The following is a 16,870-nucleotide window of genomic DNA, read 5'->3' as shown; positions in this document are numbered from 1 at the left end:
ACGTGCCTGAAGAGACCCCCGAAACCCCGGAGACCGGCGGCGAGCAGTCCAGCGCCGACCGGCCCGAAGGCGGCTTGGAGCCGCGAGGCGTCCGTCCGGCCGAACCGGTCGTCACCGGTAAAGAGCGCCAGGGCATGTTCGGCGTGCACGGCACCGGTGACACCTCCGGCTACGGCGGCGTCCGTCTCCCCGCGTACAACCCGCCCCCGGCGGAGCGCCCGTACGGCGGCTGGTTCGACGAGTTCGCCGACGAGTTCTACGCGGCCTTGGCGGACAACAAGGTTCCGGCGAGCGCGGTCCTGCAGACCACGGTCGACCGCGGCGAGATCACCTTCTACGTCGCCCGCGAGCACCTCGTCGAGATCGCGCGGACCCTGCGCGACGACACCGGTCTCCGGTTCGAGCTGCTCAGCTCGGTTTCCGGCGTGGACTACGGCGTCGACGTCCCGCAGCGGCTGCACTCGGTCTACCACTTCACGTCGATGACCTACCGGCGCCGCATCCGCATCGAGGTCACCCTCGACATCGAGGACCCGCATGTCCCGTCGCTGGTCGGGCTCTACCCGACCGCCGACTGGCAGGAGCGGGAGACCTGGGACATGTTCGGCATCGTCTACGACGGTCACCCGGCCCTGACCCGCATCCTCATGCCGGACGACTGGGACGGCCACCCCCAGCGCAAGGACTACCCGCTCGGCGGGATCCCGGTCGAATACAAGGGCGCGGAGATCCCGCCGCCGGACCAGCGGAGGTCGTACTCGTGAGCATCAGCGAGAACGCAGCAGAAGCAACGGAAGTCCCCGAGGCCGATTCCCGGGACACCACCGAAGGTCGCGTCTACACCGTCTCCGGCGGTGACTGGGAAGACGTCATCGAGGACTCCCGCCACGACGAGCGCATGGTCATCAACATGGGCCCGCAGCACCCGTCGACGCACGGCGTGCTCCGGCTCGTGCTGGAGATGGAGGGCGAGACCGTCACCCAGCTCCGCTCGGTCATCGGCTACCTGCACACCGGGATCGAGAAGAACTGCGAGTACCGCACGTGGACCCAGGGCGTCACCTTCGTGACGCGCATGGACTACCTCGCGCCGCTCTCCACCGAACTCGCGTACTGCCTCGGCGTCGAGAAGCTGCTCGGTATCCAGGCCCCGCGCCGTGCCGAGCTGCTGCGCGTGATGCTGCTGGAGATCAACCGCATCGGTTCGCACCTGGTCTACATCGCCACCGGCGGCATGGAGCTCGGCGCCACCACCGCGATGACGCTCGGCTTCCGTGAGCGCGAAGAGGTCCTGCACCTGCTGGAGCACCTCACCGGTCTCCGGATGAACCACGCGTTCATCCGCCCCGGCGGCCTCGCGCAGGACATGCCGGACGACTACCAAGAGGTCGTCAGCGCGTTCGTCAAGACGATGGACGAGCGGCTTCCCTTGTACGACAAGCTCTTCACCGGTCAGCCGATCTGGCGCAACCGGCTCAAGGGCGTCGGCTACCTGCCGGTGGACGCGTGCCTCGCGCTCGGTGTCACCGGCCCGGTGCTGCGCAGCGCCGGTCTCCCGTGGGACCTGCGCAAGACCGAGCCGTACTCCCGCTACGACGAGTTCGAGTTCGACATCCCGACCTCGACCGACGCGGACTGCTGGGCGCGGTACCTGATCCGCGTCGAGGAGATGCACCAGAGCCTGCGGATCATCAAGCAGTGCCTGAAGAAGCTCGAGCCGGGCCCGGTCATGGTCGAGGACAAGAAGGTCGCCTGGCCCGCGCAGCTCTCGCTCGGCAGCGACGGCCTGGGCAACTCGCTCGAGCACGTCCGCAAGATCATGGGCCAGTCGATGGAATCGCTGATCCACCACTTCAAGCTGGTCACCGAGGGCTTCAAGGTCCCGGCAGGCCAGTCGTACACGACCGTGGAATCGCCGCGTGGCGAGCTCGGCGTGCACCTCGTGTCTGACGGCGGCACCCGGCCGCTGCGGGTCCACGTGCGCGAACCGAGTTTCGTGAACCTGCAGTCGATGCCCGCGATGGCCGAAGGCGGCCTGGTGGCTGACGTCATCGCCGCCATCGCCTCGATCGACCCCGTCATGGGGGGAGTGGACCGTTGAGCACCCAGCCCGGAACGACACCGACGCCCGAGCCCGGCACCAGTTTCGCCGAGCAGACCCATGTCGCCGCCGGTGGTGACGTCGACGTGATCGCGATCGCGCCGGATCCCGCCGAGGCGGAGGGGATCCTGGAGAACGCGAAGCTCGAAGACATCTTCGACGCCGACACCTACGCCAGGGCGCAGAACCTGATCTCGCGCTACCCGCAGTCGCGCTCGGCGCTGCTGCCGCTGCTGCACCTCGTGCAGTCGGTGCAGGGTTACGTGAGCCAGGAGGGCATCGCCTTCTGCGCCGCGCAGCTGGACCTGTCCGACGCCGAGGTCAGCGCGGTCGCGACGTTCTACACCATGTACAAGCGCCGCCCGTGCGGCGAGCACCTGGTGAGCGTCTGCACCAACACCCTTTGCGCGGCCATGGGCGGCGACGCGATCTACAAGAAGCTCCAGACGCACCTCGGTTCCGAGGAGAAGCCGCTGGGGCACAACGAGACCGCGGGCACGCCGAACGAGCCCGGCTCGATCACCCTCGAACACGCCGAATGCCTCGCGGCCTGCGACCTCGCCCCGGTCATCCAGGTCAACTACGAGTACTTCGACAACCAGACCGAGGACAAGGCCGTCGCGCTGGTCGACGCGTTGCAGGCGGGCAAGAAGCCCGCCCCGACGCGCGGCGCGCCGCTGAGCAGCTTCAAGGGCGCCGAGCTGCAGCTCGCCGGGTTCTTCCCCGACGACGCGCAGCAGTACCGCACGGACGTCGACGGTCCTTCGCAGGCCGTCGAAACCCTGCGGGGCGCGCAGGTCGCGCAGGACCGCGGCTGGACGGCGCCCGCCATGAAGGACGTAGCGCTCCCTGAAGTGGAGAAGAAGTAATGGCAGACCCCATCACTCCGGTCCTCACGAAGCGCTGGCTTTCGCCCAACTCCTGGACGATCCAGTCCTACGAAGCCCTCGAGGGCTATACCGCGATCCGCAAGGCGCTCAAGGGCACTCCCGAGCAGATCGTCCAGCTGGTCAAGGACTCCGGCCTCCGCGGCCGTGGCGGCGCGGGCTTCCCGGCCGGCATCAAGTGGTCCTTCATGCCTCCGAACGAGGACAAGCCGCACTACCTGGTGATCAACGCCGACGAGGGCGAGCCGGGGACCTGCAAGGACATCCCGCTGATGATGGCGGACCCGCACTCGCTGATCGAGGGCTGCATCATCGCCTCGTACGCGATGCGCTCGCACCACTGCTTCATCTACGTCCGCGGCGAGGCGCTGCACTGCATCCGCCGTCTCAACGCGGCCGTGCGCGAGGCGTACGAAGCGGGCTACCTCGGCCCGAACATCCTCGACTCCGGATTCGGCCTGGACATCACCGTGCACGCGGGCGCCGGGGCGTACATCTGCGGCGAGGAGACGGCGCTGCTGGACTCGCTGGAAGGCCGTCGTGGCCAGCCGCGGCTCAAGCCGCCGTTCCCGGCCGCCGCGGGTCTCTACGCCGCGCCGACCACGGTGAACAACGTCGAGACCATCGCCAGCGCGCCGTACATCATCAACGGCGGGTCCGACTGGTTCCGCCAGATGGGCCGCGAGAAGTCGCCCGGCCCGAAGATCTACTCGATCTCCGGCCACGTCGAGAATCCCGGCCAGTACGAATGCCCGCTCGGCACCACGCTGCGCGAGCTGCTCGACATGGCGGGCGGCATGAAGGACGGCGTCCCGCTGAAGTTCTGGACGCCGGGTGGTTCGTCCACGCCGATGTTCACCAAGGAACACCTCGATGTTCCGCTGGACTTCGAAGGCGCGGCGGAAGCCGGGTCGATGCTGGGCACGACGGCCGTTCAGGTCTTCAACGAGACCGTTTCCGTGCCGTGGGCCGTGATGAAGTGGACGCAGTTCTACGAGCACGAGTCCTGCGGCAAGTGCACGCCGTGCCGCGAGGGCACGTACTGGCTGGCGCAGATCCTGGAGCGCATGGTCGAGGGCAAGGGCACCGAAGAGGACATCGACACCCTCCTCGACGTCTGCGACAACATCCTCGGCCGGTCGTTCTGCGCCCTCGGTGACGGCGCGGTCTCGCCGATCCAGAGCGGGATCAAGTACTTCCGGGATGAATTCCTGGCTCTGTGTAATGCAAACAAGCGCGAACTGGTGGGGGCGCAGGCATGACGATCGCACCCGACAAGCCCGAAACGTCCACAGAGGACATTCCGGTTCCCGAAGGCCACGTCAAGCTGGTCATCGACGGTGAAACGGTCATCGCGCCCAAGGGCGAGCTGCTGATCCGCACCGCCGAACGGCTCGGCACGGTCATCCCGCGCTTCTGCGACCACCCGCTGCTCGACCCGGCCGGCGCCTGTCGCCAGTGCCTCGTCGAGGTCGAAATGGGTGGCCGTCCGATGCCGAAGCCGCAGGCCTCGTGCACCATGACGGTCGCCGACGGCATGGTCGTGAAGACCCAGCTGACCTCGGCCGTCGCGGACAAGGCCCAGCAGGGTGTGATGGAGCTGCTGCTCATCAACCACCCGCTGGACTGCCCGATCTGCGACAAGGGCGGCGAGTGCCCGCTGCAGAACCAGGCGCTCGCGCACGGCCGCGCGGAATCCCGCTTCGTCGACACGAAGCGGACGTTCGCGAAGCCGCTGCCGATCTCCTCGCAGGTGCTCCTGGACCGGGAGCGCTGCGTGCTCTGCCAGCGCTGCACCCGGTTCTCCCGCGAGATCGCCGGTGACCCGTTCATCGAGCTCCTCGAACGCGGCGCCCACCAGCAGATCGGCACGGCCGAGACGGCCGACGTGCTGGACCTGGCTTCCCGGACGACGTCTGGCCAGCCGTTCCAGTCGTACTTCTCCGGCAATGTCATCCAGATCTGCCCGGTCGGCGCGCTGACGTCGGCCGCGTACCGGTTCCGTTCGCGGCCGTTCGACCTGGTGTCCGCGCCGAGCGTGTGCGAGCACTGCTCGTCCGGCTGCGCCGAGCGGACCGACTTCCGCCGCGGCAAGGTCATGCGGAAGCTCGCGGGCGACGACCCCGAGGTCAACGAAGAGTGGCTCTGCGACAAGGGCCGGTTCGCCTTCCGTTACGCCTCCGCCGACGACCGCATCCGCCGTCCGCTGGTCCGCAACGCCGACGGTGTCCTGGAAGAGGCTTCCTGGACCGACGCGCTGCGCGCGGCCGCCGCCGGGCTCACCGAGGCGCGGGACGGCAAGGGCGCCGCGGTGCTGACCGGTGGCCGCCTGACCGTCGAGGACGCCTACGCGTACTCGAAGTTCGCGCGGATCGCCTTGGGCACCAACGACATCGACTTCCGCTCCCGTCCGCATTCGGCCGAGGAACTGAACTTCCTCGCGTCGCACGTGGTCGGGACGACGCCGGAAAGCGGCGTCACCTTCGGCGAGATCGAGCGGGCGCGCACGGTGCTGTGCGTGGCGTTCGAGCCGGAGGACGAGGCGCCGATCGTGTTCCTGCGGCTGCGCAAGGCGGCTCGCAAGAACCGCACCCGCGTCGTCCACTTGGGACAGTGGACCACCTCCTCGGTCCGCAAGACCTTCGGTGAGCTGCTGGCCTGCGCGCCGGGCAGCGAAGCCGCCGCACTCGACGGCATCGCGCAGCACGCGCAGGACGTCGACGCGGCGCTGACGGCCGAAGGATCCGTGATCCTCGTCGGCGAGCGTGCCGCCGAGGTCCCCGGCCTGTTCTCGGCCCTGCACCGGCTGGTGGAGCGCACCGGCGCCCGGCTCGCGTGGATCCCGCGTCGTGCGGGTGAGCGCGGTGCCCTGGCGGCGGGCGCGACGCCGACGCTGCTTCCCGGCGGCCGTCCGGTCACCGACGCCTCGGCTCGCGCCGAGGTCGAAAAGGCCTGGGGCGTCACGCTTCCCGCCACCGCGGGCCGCGACACCACCGCGATCCTCAAGGCCGCTTCCGGGCACGACCTCGACGGCCTGCTCGTCGGCGGCGTCGACCCGGACGACCTGGCGGACCCGGATCTGGCCCGTCGCGCCCTCGAGAACGCGAAGTTCGTGGTGAGCCTGGAACTGCGGCACAGCGCGGTCACCGAGCACGCGGACGTCGTCCTCCCGATCGCCCCGGCGGTCGAGAAGGCGGGCAGCTACCTGAACTGGGAAGGCCGCCGCCGCGAGTTCGCGGTCACCCTCGAAGGCACCGGCGCCCTGCCGGACTGCCGGGTGCTCGACACCCTCGCCGTCGAGATGGACGCGGACATCTTCACCCAGACCCCGGCCGCTTCCGCCGCCGATCTGGCCAAGCTGCAGGGCAAGACCGAGCCCACGACCTTCGAGCCGATCGCCGCCGCGGCGGCCTCGATCGCGGGGAACGGCAAGGTCCTGCTGGCCACCTGGCGTCAGCTGATCGACAACGGTTCGCTGCAGGACGACGAGCCGCACCTCAAGGGCACGCAGCGCGAGGTCGTCGCGAAGCTCTCGGCGAAGACCGCCGAAGGCTTGGGCGGCACCGTGAAGGTCTCCACCGAACGCGGCTCCATCACGCTGCCGATCGAGGTCGCGGACCTGCCGGACGGCGTCGTGTGGCTCCCGGGCAACTCCGACGGCTCAGCCGTCCGCGCCGCGCTCGCGGCCGGACACGGCTCGGCCGTCACCCTCACCGGAGGTGAGAAGTGACTCCGTTGCTCACCCAGATGCCGGACGCCGCCGAACGGGCGGCGCTGCTGGCGGACGACCCGTTGTGGCTGATCCTGATCAAGACGGTCGTCATCCTGCTGATCGGCCCGATCCTGACGATCTTCCTGATCGTCTGGGAGCGCAAGGCCGTCGGCCGGATGCAGAACCGCCCCGGCCCCAACCGGGTCGGGCCCGGCGGCTACCTGCAGTCCCTCGCGGACGCGATCAAGCTGCCGTTCAAGGAACAGATCATCCCGGACACCGCCGACCGCAAGGTGTACTTCCTCGCGCCGGTGATCTCCGCGGTGCCCGCGCTGATCGCGCTGGCGGCGATCCCGTTCGGCCCGGTGGTTTCGATCTTCGGTGAGAGGACCACGCTCCAGCTGGTCGACCTGCCGGTCGGCGTGCTGGTGATCCTGGCCTGCTCCTCGATCGGCGTGTACGGCCTCGTGCTGGCCGGCTGGTCTTCCGGTTCCCCGTATCCGCTGCTCGGCGGGCTCCGCTCGGCCGCGCAGGTGATCTCGTACGAGATCGCGATGGGCCTGTCCATCGTGGGCGTCATCCTCTACGCGGGTTCGATGTCGACCTCGCAGATCGTCGAATCGCAGCAGACCGGCTGGTACTTCTACCTGCTGCTGCCGAGTTTCGTGATCTACCTGATCTCCATGGTCGGTGAGACCAACCGTGCGCCGTTCGACCTCCCCGAGGCCGAATCCGAGCTGGTCGGCGGTTTCCACACCGAGTACAGCTCGATGAAGTTCGCGATGTTCTTCCTCGCCGAGTACGTCAACATGGTGATCGTTTCGGCGTTCGCGACCACGTTGTTCCTCGGTGGCTGGAAGTTCCCGTTCGTCGGCGCCGAGCACGCGCTCAACCAGGGCTGGCTCCCGCTGCTGTGGTTCACCGCGAAGCTGTTCATCCTGCTGTTCGGCTTCATCTGGCTGCGCGGCACGCTGCCGCGGCTGCGGTACGACCAGTTCATGCGGCTGGGCTGGAAGGTCCTGGTCCCGGTCAACCTGGTCTGGATCGTGGTGATCGTCTCGGTCCGCGCGATCAAGAACTCGGGCGGGCTCTCCACACCGCAGATCCTCATCGGCGGCGGCGCGCTCATTCTCGTCGTCGTCATCCTGAGCCTGCTGCTGCCGGACAAGAAGGTCCCGGACGACGACTACGTCCCGGTGACCGGCGGCGGGTTCCCGGTGCCGCCGCTCGACCTCCAGGTTCCGGACAAGACTCCGCGTCAGAAGGCCCTAGAGAAGGCCGAAGCCCGGGCGGCCAAGCGCAAGCCCGCGGCGGTTTCCAGTGGAAGGGAGGCCGGCGATGGGGATGTTTGATCCCATCAAGGGTTTCGGTGTCACCTTCGGGATGATGTTCAAGAAGGTCGCCACCGAGGAGTACCCGGAGGCCGGCGCCCCCGCCGCTCCGCGCTATCACGGCAGGCACCAGCTCAACCGGCATCCGGACGGGCTGGAGAAATGCGTCGGCTGCGAGCTGTGCGCGTGGGCCTGCCCGGCGGACGCGATCTTCGTCGAAGGCGGCGACAACACCGAAGAGGCACGCTTCTCGCCCGGTGAGCGGTACGGCGCCGACTACCAGATCAACTACCTGCGCTGCATCGGCTGCGGGTTGTGCGTCGAGGCCTGCCCGACCCGGTCCCTGACGATGATCAACTTCTACGAGCTGGCCGACGACGACCGGCAGCGGTTGATCTACACCAAGGAAGACCTCCTCGCGCCGCTGCTGCCGGGTATGGAGCAGCCGCCGCACCCGATGAGGCTCGGCGAGAACGAGCAGGACTACTACGTCAACGGCCCGGAACTTGCGCGCCCCAAGCCAGTCGAGAGCACGGAGGCCGCCAAGTGATCACGGCCTTCCTCGCCCAGACCGACGTTTCGGCCGGGATCACCACCGGCGAGACCATCGCGTTCTGGGTGCTCGGCCCGCTCGCGCTGCTCGGCGGGCTCGGCATGATCTTCTCCCGCAACGCCGTGCACTCGGCGCTGTGGCTGGTGCTCACGATGCTGTGCCTCGGCGCGCTGTACATGATCCAGCAGGCGCCGTTCCTCGGCTTCACGCAGATCATCGTCTACACCGGCGCGATCATGATGCTGTTCCTGTTCGTGCTGATGATGGTCGGCCGGGAGAGTTCCGACTCGGTGGTCGAAGTCCTGCGCGGGCAACGGGTCATGGCGACCCTGCTCGGCATCGGCGTCGGCGGCCTGCTCGCGGCGGGTCTCGCCCGTTCGCTGGCCAACGTCACCCCGGCGCTGCCGCTCGACCCGGCGAACGTCGACGGCGGTGGCCCCGGTGGGCTGGGACGGCTCATCTTCACCAAGTACCTGTTCCCGTTCGAGCTCACGTCGGCACTGCTGATCACCGCCGCGCTCGGCGCGATGGTGCTCGCCTTCACCGACCGGCACGCCAAGGGCGGCAAGAAGTCGCAGAAGGAACTCGTCGTCGACCGGTTTACCGGAAAGCACGACAGGCCTTCGCCGCTGCCCGGCCCGGGTGTCTTCGCGACGGCCAACTCGATCGCCACCCCGGCCCTGCTGCCGGACGGCTCGATCGCCCCGGAGTCGCTCTCGGACATCATCGAGTCGACCTCGGCCTCGCGACTGGAGGACGAGCGCAAGCAGGTGTCCGGTGCGGAACCGGGCCCGGACGCCCACGCGCTCGTCGGCAAGAAAGAAGGGGACGAGGAATGACCCCGACGTACTACCTGCTCCTGTCCGCGCTGCTGTTCACCATCGGCGCTGTCGGGGTTCTGGTGCGCCGCAACGCGATCGTCGTGTTCATGTGCATCGAGCTGATGCTGAACGCGGCGAACCTGTCCCTGGTCACGTTCGCCCGGATCAACGGCGGACTCGACGGTCAGGTGATGGCGTTCTTCGTGATGGTCGTCGCCGCCGCGGAGGTCGTGGTGGGGCTGGCGATCATCATGGCGATCTTCCGCACCCGGCGCTCGGCCTCGGTCGACGACACCAACCTGCTGAAGTACTGAGGGAGCACCGAAAGTGACCGCATCATCGTGGCTGCTGGTGGCCTTCCCTGCCCTCGGCGCCCTTGTTCTCCTGCTGGCCGGTAAACGCGCTCGTCCCTGGGGGCACCTCCTCGGCAGCGCGACCGTCTCACTGTCCTTTGTGTACGGCCTGATCCTCTTCTTCACGGCCGACACGAAGAACATCGCGGACGTCAAGCTGTTCTCGTGGATCCCGGTCTCGGCGCTGCAGGTCGACTTCGGACTCCGGATCGACGCGCTTTCGCTGACCTTCGTCCTGCTGATCACCGGCGTCGGCATGCTGATCCACTTCTACTCGATCGGCTACATGTCCGAGGACCGCGACCGGTCGAGGTTCTTCGCGTACCTCAACCTGTTCGTCGCCTCGATGCTGATCCTGGTGCTGGGCAACAGCTTCGTGACGCTGTACCTCGGCTGGGAAGGTGTCGGCCTCGCGTCGTACCTGCTCATCGGCTGGTACCAGGACCGCCCGTCCGCGGCCACCGCGGCGAAGAAGGCGTTCCTGATGAACCGCGTCGGGGACGTCGGGCTCGCGCTGGCGATCTTCCTGATGTTCAAGTACGTCGGGAGCACCGGCTACGCCGAGGTCTTCGGCGCCGTCGGCCAGATCCCGACCGGCGCGGTCACCGCGATCGCGATCCTGCTGCTGCTGGGCGCCTGCGGTAAATCCGGTCAGTTCCCGCTGCAGGCCTGGCTTCCCGACGCGATGGAGGGCCCGACCCCGGTCTCGGCCCTCATCCACGCGGCGACGATGGTCACCGCCGGCGTCTACCTGGTCGCCCGCGCGCACGAGATCTTCAACGCCACTCCGGACGGCCGCCTGATCGTCACCCTCGTCGGTACGGTCACGCTGCTGATCGGGTGCATCATCGGCTGCGCCTACGACGACATCAAGAAGGTCCTGGCGTACTCCACGGTCAGCCAGATCGGCTACATGATGCTCGCCGTCGGCCTCGGGCCGATCGCCTACGCGCTCGGCATCATGCACCTGGTGGCGCACGGTTTCTTCAAGGCCGGGCTGTTCCTCGGGGCCGGTTCGGTCATGCACGCCATGAACGACGAGGTCAACATGCGGAAGTTCGGCGGGCTGCGCAAGCACCTGCCGGTCACCTTCTGGACCTTCGCCCTCGGCTACCTCGCCCTGATCGGCATCCCGCCGCTTTCCGGCTTCTTCACCAAGGACGCGATCATCGAAGCGGCCCTGTCCCAGGGCGGCTGGCGCGGCTGGGTGATGGGTGGCGCGGCACTGCTCGGCGCCGGGCTCACCGCGTTCTACATGACGCGCCTGATGGTGATGACCTTCTTCGGCAAGGAACGCTGGAAGGAGATCAAGTCCAGCGACGGCCGCGACTTCCACCCGCACGAGTCCCCAGCGGTGATGAAGTGGCCGATGATCATCCTGGCCGTCGGTTCGATCGGCGCCGGTGCGTTCTTCGCGCTGGGCGACCGGTTCGCCGAATGGCTCTCGCCGGTGGTCGGCCCGCTCGAAGAGGGTGGCCACAGTGTCATCCCGCACCTGCTGGTCCCGTTCCTCACCGTGGCGCTGTCCGTGCTCGGTGCGGTGGCCGCGTGGCTCTTCGTCGGTCGCAAGGACGTTCCGGTGGAACGCCCCGAACGGGTCTCCGCCGTGGTCAAGGCCGCGCGCAACGACCTCTACGGCAACACCCTGAACGAGACGCTGGTCGCCCGCCCGGGCACCTGGCTCGCCCGCGCGCTGGTCTACGTGGACAACCGCGGGGTCGACGGCGCGGTCAACGGCCTCGCCGCCGCGCTCGGCGGCGGATCCGGGCGCCTGCGCCGCCTGCAGACCGGCTTCGTCCGCTCGTACGCACTGTCCATGCTGGGCGGCACATTCCTGCTTCTGGCGGCACTCCTGCTGGTGAGGTTCTCCTGATGACTTGGCTCCTGGCAACCATCCTGGTGCCGCTGGTAGGCGCGGCGGTCGTGGCGGGGTTGAAGAAGAACGATCGCCTGGCGACGCTCACCGCGCTCGGGGTGTCCATCCTGACGTTCCTGCTGGTGATCCCGCTGTGGGCGAGCTACTCGCCGACGGGGGACCGGATCCAGCAGAAGTCCTCGATGGACTGGATCCCGAACTTCGGCATCCACATCTCGTTCGGCATCGACGGCATCGCGCTGGTGATGATCGCGGTCATCGGGCTGCTGGTGCCGATCGTGGTCGGCTCGCTCGGCCTGACCGACAAGCTCCCGGCCGGGCGCTCGGCGGGCGGGTACCTCTCGCTGATCCTGGTGCAGCAGTCGCTGACCATCGCGGTGTTCGCCGCGACCGACGTCTTCCTGTTCTACGTGCTGTTCGAGATCATGCTGATCCCGATGTACTTCCTGATCGGCGGCTACGGCGGCGCGAACCGGCAGTACGCGGCGGTCAAGTTCTTCCTGTACTCGTTCCTCGGCGGCCTGATCATGCTGGCCTCGGCCATCGGGGCGTACTCGATGGCTTCGGACGAACTCGGCAAGGGCACCTTCGACTGGGAAACGCTCGTCACGGTCGTCCGCGACGCGCCGACGGGCACCCAGATCTGGCTGTTCCTCGGGTTCTTCCTGGCGTTCGCGATCAAGGCCCCTTTGGTGCCGTTCCACACCTGGCTGCCGGACGCCGCGGGCCAGGCGCCCATCGGCGTCGCGGTCCTGCTGGTCGGCGTGCTGGACAAGGTCGGCACGTTCGGGTTCCTGCGCTACTGCCTCCCGATGTTCCCTGAGGCCAGCAAGGAACTCGCGCCGTGGGTGCTGGTGCTCGCCGTCGCGGGTGTCCTCTACGGCTCGATCCTCGCCGCCGGGCAACGCGACATGAAGCGGTTCATCGCCTACGTGTCGATCGCCCACTTCGGGTTCATCGCGCTGGGCATCTTCACCTTCAACGAGCAGGCGATGGTCGGCTCGGTGTCGTACATGCTCAACCACAGCCTCGCCACCGGGATGCTGATCGTGGTCGTCGGGCTCATCGTGATGCGCGGCGGATCCACCAAGATCTCCGACTACGGCGGCATGGCGAAGGTGACCCCGCTGCTCGGCGGGATGCTGCTCATCGCCGGTCTGTCCACGTTGTCCCTGCCGGGCACGAACTCCTTCATCAGTGAGTTCCTGGTGCTGCTGGGATCCTTTGTGGACTATCCGGTGTACACGATCATCGCGACGGTCGGCATGGTGCTGGCCGCGGCGTACGTGCTCTGGCTCTACCAGCGCGTCATGCAGGGCCCCGTCCGCGGTGACGCTTTGTTATCGCCGGCCCCGACGGGGCCTCCCACCCCGACCAGCGATCGATCGCCGGCTTTGACCAGTACGGCTATCGCGCCCGAACTGGGCGCGACCAAGGCCATCAAGGACCTCGGCGGCAAGGAGATCGCGATCCTGGCGCCGATGGTCGTGCTGATCATCGCGCTCGGGTTCTATCCCAAGCCGGTGCTCGACACGATCACCCCGTCGGTGCAGGCGACGATGTCGTCCGTGCAGGGAGGCAAGTAAACAGTGCTCTTCTTGACTCAGGCGCCACCGGTGAAGGTGCCATCGATCGACTACTTCGCCGTCACGCCGATCTTGATCATCCTCGGCGCGGCGTGTGTCAGCGTGCTGTTCGAAGCCTTCCTGCCCAAGCACATGCGGTGGCCGTCGCAGGTCTTCCTCTCCCTGCTCGGGATCGGGGCGGCGGGTGTCTTCCTGGCCTGGTACGCCAGCTCGTCCGCGCCGAAGGGCGGTGTCACGACCTTCAGCGGCGCGATCGCCGTCGACCGGCCGTCGCTGTTCCTGTGGGGCACCCTGCTGGCGCTGGCGCTCGGCGCGCTGCTGCTGATCGCGGACCGCTCGGTCGAACCGGGCGGCGCGTTCGTCGCGCAGGCCGGTATCCGCCCGGGCACCGTCCAGGACCGCGCGCAGGTCGGCACCACCGGCATGCAGACCGAGGTCTTCCCGCTGACGCTGTTCGCGCTCGGCGGCATGATGGCGTTCGTCGCGGCCAACGACCTGCTGACCATGTTCATCGCGCTCGAAGTGCTGAGCCTGCCGCTGTACCTGATGTGCGGTCTGGCGCGGCGGCGTCGCCTGCTCTCGCAGGAATCCGCGGTCAAGTACTTCCTGCTCGGCGCGTTCTCGTCGGCGTTCTTCCTCTACGGTCTCGCGCTGCTCTACGGCTACGCGAACTCCGTGCAGCTGTCGGACATCGCCAACGCCGCCGCCGGTTCGGACCGTTCGGACACACTGCTGTTCGCCGGGCTCGGCCTGCTCGCTGTCGGCCTGCTGTTCAAGGGCTCGGTCGGCCCGTTCCACACCTGGACCCCGGACGTCTACCAGGGCGCGCCGACCCCGGTCACCGCCTTCATGGGCGCCTGCACCAAGGTCGCCGCGTTCGGCGGGATCCTGCGGGTGTTCTCGGTGGCGTTCGAATCGACCAGCTGGGAATGGCGCGGCGTGCTCTGGGGCGTCGCGATCATCTCGATGCTGATCGGCGCGGTGCTCGGCCTGACGCAGACCGACGTGAAGCGCATGATCGCCTACTCGTCCATCGCGCACGCCGGCTTCCTGCTCATCGGTGCGATCACGATGACCGAGGAAGGCCTGTCGAGCACGCTGTTCTACCTGCTGGCCTACGGCTTCACCACGCTCGCCGCGTTCGGTGTCGTCTCGCTGGTGCGGGACTCGAACGGCGAGGCGACGCACCTGTCCGCGTGGGCGGGCTTGGCGAAACGGTCTCCGGTACTGGCGGGCGTGTTCACCTTCCTGCTGCTCGCCCTGGCCGGTATCCCGCTGACCAGCGGTTTCGTCGGCAAGTTCGTGGTGTTCTCGGCGGCCCTGTCCGACGGGATGGCGCCGCTGGTCGTCATCGCCCTGATCTTCAGCGCCGTCGCCGCGTTCTTCTACCTGCGGGTGATCGTGCTGATGTACTTCTCCGAGCCGGCCCCCGACGGCCCGACCGTCACCGTGCCCGGCGCGTTCACCACGACGGCGATCACGCTCGGCGTCATCGTCACGCTGGTGCTCGGCCTGATCCCGGCGTTCGCCCTCGACTGGGCGGCCTCGGGCGGCTTCGCCCTCAAGTAGTTCTTCGCGCGTGAAGGCCCCCTCGCTCTTGTGAGGGGGCCTTCACGCGTATGTGGGTAGTTGCCCGGTGAGGGGTCCGCGAGCACGCTTCGCGCGTCATAGTGTGGTCACGTTGTCACGCTTGGGGAGGGGTGCGATGTCAGGCGGGTATGAGGTCGTCTTGACGGCGATCGAGTCTTCGGCCGGTGCGGCGAAGCGCGCGGCCGAGGTGGTCCGGCCGACGGATCTCGCGGCGGGATTGACCGGCGTCGCGGCAGGACTGCCCGGCGGGGTCTCCGGTGAAGCGGCCAGGCTGCTCGCCGACGCCTGGGGCCGGGCGGTGCCGACCTGGGTCGAGAACGTCGATGCCTACTCGGCCCAGCTGGACCAGGCCGCGGCGCGATACCGGTCGAACGAACAGTCCGCCGTCCACGACCTGCGTCCGATGGCCCCCGGCGGTGGGCGGAGGCCGGTCTGATGGTCACGTGGGCCGACGTCCGGCGATGGGATCCGGCCGCGGTGGGGCGGGTCGCCGACGACCTCAACGCGTGGTGCACCCGGCTCATCGGCGCGAACGACGACGTCGAGGCGATGGCGCGGTTCGACGGCTGGACCGGCGACGCGTCCGTCGCCGCCTCGACGCGGGGAAACTCGCTGATCACCACCGCGGAACAGTTGGTCGCGCAGGCCTCGGCCGTCCGCCGGGGTGCCCATGAAGTGCAGATCGCGCTCGAGCGGATCAGCGCGTTCGTCCGGGAGACCGAAGACCTCGCCTATCGTCACGGGCTGACGATCGGTGACGGTTGTGTGGTGCCGGTCCCGGGGCAGCCGCCGCTCGCGCCCGAGGTGCTGGCGATCCGTCAGCGGGTTCAAACGGAGATCGCGGACAAGGTCGAGCAGATTCTGCGCCGGGCAACGGACGTGGACGCGGATTTCGCCGCGATCATGACCAGGGCGATGCGCGGCGAGATCAGCGAACAGGGCGTCGGCACCCTCGCCCAAGCCGCCGACGTCGGTGCCGCGCAAAGCGGACTGTCGATCATCGGTCCGCCCGAAGGTGGCGCGCCGAGCGACAACAAGGCGTGGTGGGACAGCCTGTCCGACACGGCGAAGGTCGCCTTGCTGCAGAACGCGCCGGACCTGATCCGCAACCTGGACGGTGTCCCGGCGGTCGATCGCGACTCGGCCAACCGTGCCGTTCTGCAGCGGGAGATCGACCGCCTGCAAAGCGAGGCGACCGAGATTTCGCGCGCCAACCCGAACGATCCGCGCACGCCGAACCAGGGCGACTGGCCGGGCAAGGAGAAGCTCGACGAGATCGCGGCGAAACTGGACGGGCTGCGGGCGATCCAAAGCCGTCTCGATCATCCGGGGCCGGGGCAGCAGCAGGCGTTCTTGCTCGGGTTGGACGTCGGCGGGGACGGCAAGGCGATCATTTCGGCGGGGAATCCGGACAAGGCGGTGAATGTCGCGACGTATGTTCCTGGGACGGGTGCGGATCTGGCGGGGATCAATGGCGAGATGGTCCGCTCGGATCGGATGGTCGATGCCGCTCTAGGTGCGGGATCGCCCTCGACCGCCGTGATCTCCTGGGTTGGGTACGACGCCCCGGATGATGTTCTGCCCAACGCGATGAGTGAGAGCTACGCCGACAACGCGAAGAAAGACCTGGACCGTTTCCAGGACGGTTTGCGAGCGACACACGAAGGCGCCCCTTCACACAATACGGTGATCGGGCACAGCTATGGCACGACCGTCATCGGGCACGCCGCGCGCGACGAGCGACTGGCCGTCGACGACATCGTGTTCGTCGCGAGTCCTGGTGTCGGGGTCAATCAGGCGGAGGAACTCGGCCTGCCTGCGGACCGCGTTCATGCGACCGTGGATCGCAAGGATCCGATCCAGCTGGTGCCGATCCATGGGATCGAACCCCAGCATTTCGAGGGTGCGGATGTGTTCGCCTCGGGACGGCCGAACGAGCCGCCACCGTCTTACTGGGAGGGCTACGACGAAGCTTCACATTCGAAGTACTGGGATATTGAGAACAAGGCACTGGTCAACATGGGGCGAATCATCGCCGGGCAGCCCACTTCCTGACGAGG

At 68.0% G+C, this 16,870-nt stretch carries 14 protein-coding genes; all 14 read left to right on the top strand.

Translation table 11 applies throughout. From position 1 onward, the window contains the following. The first annotated feature begins 2 nt into the window (after positions 1-2). The 14 genes from ACLJPX_RS43635 to ACLJPX_RS43570 all read left to right on the top strand — a co-directional run bounded on the left by ACLJPX_RS43635 (position 3) and on the right by ACLJPX_RS43570 (position 16,865). Positions 3-764: an NADH-quinone oxidoreductase subunit C gene (locus ACLJPX_RS43635; RefSeq protein ID WP_410606002.1), complete on the top strand. Its 762-nt coding sequence runs from the start codon at positions 3-5 to the stop codon at positions 762-764. Then, on the top strand, positions 761-2,101 hold the full coding sequence (locus ACLJPX_RS43630) for an NADH-quinone oxidoreductase subunit D (RefSeq protein WP_101612046.1): 1,341 nt from the start codon (positions 761-763) through the stop codon (positions 2,099-2,101). Before ACLJPX_RS43635 ends, ACLJPX_RS43630 begins: the two co-directional genes overlap by 4 nt. Beyond that, positions 2,098-2,970: an NADH-quinone oxidoreductase subunit NuoE gene (gene nuoE / locus ACLJPX_RS43625; protein ID WP_101612047.1), complete on the top strand. Its 873-nt coding sequence runs from the start codon at positions 2,098-2,100 to the stop codon at positions 2,968-2,970. Before ACLJPX_RS43630 ends, nuoE begins: the two co-directional genes overlap by 4 nt. After that, entirely contained in the window at positions 2,970-4,250 is a 1,281-nt protein-coding gene (gene nuoF, locus ACLJPX_RS43620) for an NADH-quinone oxidoreductase subunit NuoF (RefSeq protein ID WP_101612048.1), read from the top strand. The genes nuoE and nuoF overlap by 1 nt, the downstream gene beginning before the upstream one ends. Beyond that, positions 4,247-6,718, top strand: a complete 2,472-nt coding sequence (locus tag ACLJPX_RS43615; protein ID WP_410606001.1) for an NADH-quinone oxidoreductase subunit G — start codon at positions 4,247-4,249, stop codon at positions 6,716-6,718. Before nuoF ends, ACLJPX_RS43615 begins: the two co-directional genes overlap by 4 nt. Next, complete coding sequence (gene nuoH / locus ACLJPX_RS43610) at positions 6,715-8,052, top strand: NADH-quinone oxidoreductase subunit NuoH (protein ID WP_101612050.1); 1,338 nt, start codon at positions 6,715-6,717, stop codon at positions 8,050-8,052. Before ACLJPX_RS43615 ends, nuoH begins: the two co-directional genes overlap by 4 nt. Next, the gene (nuoI, locus tag ACLJPX_RS43605) at positions 8,039-8,581 is read left to right on the top strand and encodes an NADH-quinone oxidoreductase subunit NuoI (protein WP_101612051.1); all 543 of its coding nucleotides are present in this window, start codon (positions 8,039-8,041) and stop codon (positions 8,579-8,581) included. Before nuoH ends, nuoI begins: the two co-directional genes overlap by 14 nt. After that, positions 8,578-9,423 (top strand): NADH-quinone oxidoreductase subunit J, encoded by an 846-nt coding sequence (locus ACLJPX_RS43600; protein WP_410606000.1) that lies wholly within the window; start codon positions 8,578-8,580, stop codon positions 9,421-9,423. Before nuoI ends, ACLJPX_RS43600 begins: the two co-directional genes overlap by 4 nt. After that, complete coding sequence (gene nuoK, locus ACLJPX_RS43595) at positions 9,420-9,719, top strand: NADH-quinone oxidoreductase subunit NuoK (protein WP_101612053.1); 300 nt, start codon at positions 9,420-9,422, stop codon at positions 9,717-9,719. Before ACLJPX_RS43600 ends, nuoK begins: the two co-directional genes overlap by 4 nt. Before the next feature lie 13 nt (positions 9,720-9,732). Then, complete coding sequence (nuoL, locus tag ACLJPX_RS43590; protein WP_410605999.1) at positions 9,733-11,631, top strand: NADH-quinone oxidoreductase subunit L; 1,899 nt, start codon at positions 9,733-9,735, stop codon at positions 11,629-11,631. Continuing rightward, entirely contained in the window at positions 11,631-13,220 is a 1,590-nt protein-coding gene (locus ACLJPX_RS43585; protein ID WP_410605998.1) for an NADH-quinone oxidoreductase subunit M, read from the top strand. Before nuoL ends, ACLJPX_RS43585 begins: the two co-directional genes overlap by 1 nt. Positions 13,221-13,223: 3 nt before the next feature. Further along, entirely contained in the window at positions 13,224-14,789 is a 1,566-nt protein-coding gene (gene nuoN, locus ACLJPX_RS43580; protein WP_410605997.1) for an NADH-quinone oxidoreductase subunit NuoN, read from the top strand. Positions 14,790-14,925: 136 nt separating this feature from the next. Further along, on the top strand, positions 14,926-15,246 hold the full coding sequence (locus ACLJPX_RS43575; RefSeq protein WP_101612057.1) for a hypothetical protein: 321 nt from the start codon (positions 14,926-14,928) through the stop codon (positions 15,244-15,246). Continuing rightward, on the top strand, positions 15,246-16,865 hold the full coding sequence (locus ACLJPX_RS43570; protein ID WP_410605996.1) for an alpha/beta hydrolase: 1,620 nt from the start codon (positions 15,246-15,248) through the stop codon (positions 16,863-16,865). Before ACLJPX_RS43575 ends, ACLJPX_RS43570 begins: the two co-directional genes overlap by 1 nt. Positions 16,866-16,870: the final 5 nt, after the last annotated feature.

Source organism: Amycolatopsis sp. lyj-90, from assembly GCF_046549035.1.
Taxonomy (GTDB): Bacteria; Actinomycetota; Actinomycetes; order Mycobacteriales; family Pseudonocardiaceae; genus Amycolatopsis.
The sequence above is the reverse complement of the archived record's forward strand: the minus strand, read 5'-3'. Positions and strand labels throughout refer to the sequence as shown.